This window comes from Aldersonia kunmingensis (assembly GCF_001646865.1).
In the GTDB taxonomy this organism is placed as follows: domain Bacteria; phylum Actinomycetota; class Actinomycetes; order Mycobacteriales; family Mycobacteriaceae; genus Aldersonia; species Aldersonia kunmingensis.
This window is the reverse complement of the sequence record NZ_LRRB01000239.1, coordinates 1-4440: the sequence shown is the minus strand read 5'-3', so window position 1 is coordinate 4440 and position 4440 is coordinate 1. Positions and strand designations below refer to the sequence as shown.

Below are 4440 nucleotides of genomic sequence, written 5' to 3'. Positions count from 1 at the left end.
AGGTCACATATGTCGGGATGGAGTAAATCCGGCGGCGACGCACCGACTAGCCTGAAGGCCATGACTGCAGCGCTGCCGACAATCCCCGCCGACCTCAAGCCTGCCGATGGACGCTTCGGATGTGGCCCCTCCAAGGTCCGTCCGGCCCAGTTGCAGTCCCTAGCGGACGTGGGGGCGTCGGTGTTCGGCACCAGCCACCGCCAGAAGCCGGTAAAGGATGTCGTCGCGCGCGTGCGTAGCGGCCTGCGCGAGCTGTTCTCACTGCCCGAGGGCTACGAGGTTGTGCTCGGCAACGGCGGCACCACGGCGTTCTGGGATGCGGCGGCGTTCGGCCTGGTCCGGGAGCGCTCGCAGCACTTCACCTACGGCGAGTTCAGCTCGAAGTTCGCCACGGTCACCAAGAAGAACCCGTTCATCGGTGATCCGATCGTCGTTTCTTCGGACCCGGGCACCGCGCCCGAGCTGATCGCCGACCCGGCCGCGGACCTGATCGGCTGGGCACACAACGAGACCTCGACGGGTGTCGCCGTGCCGGTGAGCCGCCTGGCCGGTTCGGAGAACGCGTTGATCGCGATCGACGCCACTTCGGGTGCGGGCGGTCTGCCGGTGAACACTGCCGACGCCGACGTCTACTACTTCGCTCCGCAGAAGTGCTTCGCCGCCGACGGCGGGCTGTGGATCGCGCTGATGAGCCCGGCCGCGCTCGAGCGGGTCGCCGAGATCGACGCCACCGGCCGCTTCACCCCGGAGTTCCTGTCGCTGCCGATCGCGATCGACAACAGCACGAAGGACCAGACCTACAACACGCCGGCATTGGCGACGCTGCTGCTGTTCCTCGACCAGATCGAGTGGATGAACGGCAACGGCGGCCTCGACTGGGCCGTGAAGCGCACCGCCGATTCCTCGTCGCGCCTGTACAGCTGGGCCGAGTCCCGCGATTTCGCGACGCCGTTCGTCACCGACCCGGCGCTGCGCTCGCAGGTCGTCGGCACTATCGACTTCGCCGAGGGCATCGACGCCGCGCAGATCGCGAAGATCCTGCGCGCCAACGGGATTGTGGACACCGAGCCGTACCGCAAGCTCGGCAAGAACCAGCTCCGCGTCGGCATGTTCCCCGCGATCGAGCCGGACGACATCTCCGCTCTGACGGCAAGCATCGACTGGGTCGTCGGCCAGCTGTAAGGCGCCAGCTCTCCGCAAAATCTCGCAGCGTATCGACCGTGCCGGCCAAAAGGCCCGCATTTCGGTTGCGCGTGTCTCCCGGCGCTGTGGTCACGAGTGCATTACTGTCGTGCCACGGGTGTTATCGCGAGCCGAGTCGCCGAGGAGGGCAAGGTGCGGGAACTTCGAGTGATCGGCCTGGCAAGCGACGGCAAGCACGTCATCTGCGCGGATACCCAGTCCGGGAACAAGTTCCGGTTGCCCATCGATGAGAAACTGCGCGCCGCATCGCGCGGTGACATTGCCCGCTTCGGTCAGATCGAAATCGAGATGGAAAGCACCTTGCGACCCAAGGATATTCAGGCTCGAATCCGCTCCGGCGCCTCGATCGAGGAGGTTGCCGCCGAGTCCGGCATGCCGGCCCAACGCGTCGAACGGTTTGCCTACCCGGTGCTGCTCGAGCGCTCCCGCGCTGCCGAGCTCGCCCAGAAAGCTCACCCCGTGCGCCCCAACGGTCCGGCGGTGGAACCGCTTTCGGACGTGGTCGGTGCCGCGTTCCGTGAGCGCGGCCACGACTTCGAGCAGGCCGAATGGGATGCCTGGAAAGACGACGAAGGCCACTGGGTCGCCCAGCTGAGCTGGACCGCCGGCCGCAGCACCATCACCGCGCACTGGAAGTTCCTGCTCGATGCCCACGGCGGCACGGTGACGGCGCTCGATGACGCCGCCCGTGACCTGATCGATCCGGACTTTGCACGCCCGCTGCGCGGACTTGCCCCGGTCGTACATGTTCGCGCCGAGGAAGCGCCGGCCGAGCCGGTGATCGTGGAAGCCGAGGTCGAGGTCCAGGAGACCATCACCGTCGACGAGGTCGAGCCCGAGCCGATTCCCGAGCCTGAGCAGGAGCCGGAGCGCGTCGAGGAACCTGTCGCGGAACGCGTCAACGAACGGCCGGGGAAGGCCGCGCCGGCGCACACCCCGACCACCCGGAACAAGAAGGGCAAGCCGGCAATGCCGTCCTGGGAGGACGTGCTGCTCGGCGTGCGGAGTTCGGGTACCGGCCGCTAACTGATCAAGTACTGAATGTCGCGACGGCTCAACGGGTCTCCGTTGGTCCGTCGCGCATTATTTTGTGCCGCCGCGCACGCCCGGGCGTGCGCGCTCGCGGGATTGCGTGCGCGGTGACCGGGTGGCCGGTCCTAGATCGCGCTCGCGAGCAGTCCGAGCCAGCCGAGCGCGACCCCGGCGATGGCTCCGTAGACCACCCAGCGCCACACCGCGACGGTGTGCCAGCGCCAGACGCTCGGTGCCGCACCGCCGACAGCAACGATGTTGATCACCACCGCGAGAATCGGGTTGATATCGGCCAGTGCGGCCCCGAACGCGTAGATGCCCGTGGCGACCAGTGCCGTGACGATTGCGCTCACGAGGAGTCCGGTCGTCCATGGCGTGGACTCGGTCTGCTCCGGGGCCGGTTCGGTCACGACGCGGTCCGAACGCGCTCGTAGAACGCCATGCCCGCGGCGGTTGCCACATTGAGCGAATCGGTGCCGGGTGCCATCGGGATGCGGGCGCGAATATCGGTGGCCCGCATCGCTTGTTCGGTGAGCCCGGGACCTTCGGCGCCGAGCAGCACCGCCACCCGATCACCCGTCATCGCCTCGGCCAACGGCACAGCGCTCGGATTCGGCGTCAAGGAGATGATCTGAAATCCCGCGCCGCGCAGGACTTCCAGGCCACGAGGCCAGTCCGGCACCCGAGCGAATGGCACCCGAAGCACGTGCCCCATCGACACCCGGACCGCCCGCCGGTACAGGGGGTCCGCGCAACGGTCGCCGAACAGCACGGCATCCGCGCCGAGTCCGGCGGCGTTGCGGAAGATCGAGCCGATGTTCTCGTGGTCGTTGACGCCCTCGAGCACCGCGACGGTGCGCGACTTCTCCAGTACGTCGGCGAGTTCGAGCGGCGGCGGGCGATGCGCGGCAGCCAGCACCCCGCGGTTGAGATGGAATCCGACCACTTCGGCCATCACCTCGGCGGAGGTGCGGTAGAACGGCACGTCCACGCCGTCGAGATCGTCGGCCAGTTCCACCCGTCGGCGCTCTACACCGAGGAAGGAGATCGGCTCGAATCGTGAGTCGAGGAGTCGCTGTGCGACAAGGACACCCTCGGCAATCACCAGGCCCTTGCCCTCGGGCAGGTCGGGACGGCGATCGGAGGAGTTCAGGTCACGGAAGTCGTCCAGCCGCGGGTCCGCGGGGTCGTCGATATCGATCACGTCGGCCACCCGACCATCCTGCCGCACAGACTGCGGCGCACAGCAGCGCAGTGTGTCAGTCTTTACGCATGGGCCTCGTGCGATTTGTCCTGAATGTGCTCTGGCTGGTCATCAGTGGGCTCTGGCTGGCGCTCGCCTATCTTGCCGCCGCCGTCGTGTGCTTCCTGCTGTTCTTCCTGGTCATCACGATCCCGTTCGGCATCGCGTCGCTACGCATCGCGTTCTACGTGCTGTGGCCGTTCGGGCGGACGGTGGTCGAACGCGAGGACGCCGGTGCGGGGTCGCTGATCGGCAACATCATCTGGTTCATCGTGGCCGGCTGGTGGCTCGCGCTCTTCCACATCGCCACCAGCATCGCGCTGGCTGTGACGATCATCGGTATCCCGTTCGCCTGGGCGAACCTCAAGATGATTCCGATCAGCATCATGCCGCTCGGGAAGAAGATCGTCTCCAGCGACCAGTCCTTCGCCTACGGCAGCGTGACCCAGCCCGCGTCGGCGCAGTACTAACCCGCCCGCAGCACCGGCGACCAGGGACACCAGGCCGCCGATTATCAACGGTGCGCGCGCCGAGGTGACATCGGCGAGCCAGCCGAGCAGCGGTGCCCCAATTGGCGTGCCGCCGAGGAAAAACAGCATGTAGATGCCCATGACGCGGCCGCGCAGTTGGGGTGCGACGGACAACTGCAGGATGTTCATCGCCGCGGTGGAGAACGTCAGGTTCAGCAGTCCGGTCGGCACGAGTGCGACCGCGACAAGGGCATAGGTGGGCATCAACCCGACGAGTAGTTCGCACGCACCGAATCCGACCGCGGCCGACAGGAACAGGCTGATCCGAACCGGTCGGCGGCGTCGTGCCGCGAGGACAGCACCCGCGAGCGTGCCCACCGCCAGCATCGTGGTGAGCAAGCCATAGGACGCGGCGTCGCGGCCGAAGGTGTTGCGCGCCAATACCGCAAGGCTGATCGCAAAGTTCATCCCGAACGTCGCCACCACGAACAC

5 protein-coding genes and 1 pseudogene are annotated in these 4440 nt (G+C 67.1%); 3 read left to right on the top strand and 3 right to left on the bottom strand.

From position 1 onward, the window contains the following. Window positions 1-60 precede the first annotated feature (60 nt). Window positions 61-1182 carry a phosphoserine transaminase gene (gene serC, locus A8G08_RS18835; protein WP_068277560.1) on the top strand — a complete coding sequence of 374 codons (1122 nt, stop codon included), beginning with the start codon at window positions 61-63 and terminating at the stop codon, window positions 1180-1182. 153 nt (window positions 1183-1335) lie between these two features. Further along, on the top strand, window positions 1336-2229 hold the full coding sequence (sepH, locus tag A8G08_RS18830) for a septation protein SepH (protein WP_068277563.1): 894 nt from the start codon (window positions 1336-1338) through the stop codon (window positions 2227-2229). A 131-nt stretch (window positions 2230-2360) separates the two neighbouring features. On the opposite strand, the gene A8G08_RS18825 is transcribed toward sepH, so the two are convergent. Together A8G08_RS18825 and A8G08_RS18820 are read right to left on the bottom strand one after the other, a co-directional pair. Then, on the bottom strand, window positions 2361-2645 hold the full coding sequence (locus tag A8G08_RS18825) for a DUF2537 domain-containing protein (RefSeq protein WP_068277557.1): 285 nt from the start codon (window positions 2643-2645) through the stop codon (window positions 2361-2363). Next, complete coding sequence (locus A8G08_RS18820; RefSeq protein WP_068277554.1) at window positions 2642-3448, bottom strand: TrmH family RNA methyltransferase; 807 nt, start codon at window positions 3446-3448, stop codon at window positions 2642-2644. The genes A8G08_RS18825 and A8G08_RS18820 overlap by 4 nt, the downstream gene beginning before the upstream one ends. Window positions 3449-3507: 59 nt before the next feature. Here A8G08_RS18820 and A8G08_RS18815 point away from each other — a divergent pair, with 59 nt between their 5' ends. Continuing rightward, entirely contained in the window at window positions 3508-3948 is a 441-nt protein-coding gene (locus A8G08_RS18815; RefSeq protein ID WP_068277553.1) for a YccF domain-containing protein, read from the top strand. Here A8G08_RS18815 and A8G08_RS26800 read toward each other — a convergent pair. Further along, window positions 3934-4440 (bottom strand): annotated as a pseudogene (locus A8G08_RS26800) (MFS transporter); the annotation flags it as partial. The gene A8G08_RS18815 and the pseudogene A8G08_RS26800 sit on opposite strands and share 15 nt — an antisense overlap.

Bases quoted from the DNA above. Each gene is read 5' to 3' on its own strand.
- A8G08_RS18815 (WP_068277553.1), top strand. From the start codon at position 3,508: ATGGGCCTCGTGCGATTTGTCCTGAATGTGCTCTGGCTGGTCATCAGT.
- serC (WP_068277560.1), top strand. From the start codon at position 61: ATGACTGCAGCGCTGCCGACAATCCCCGCCGACCTCAAGCCTGCCGAT.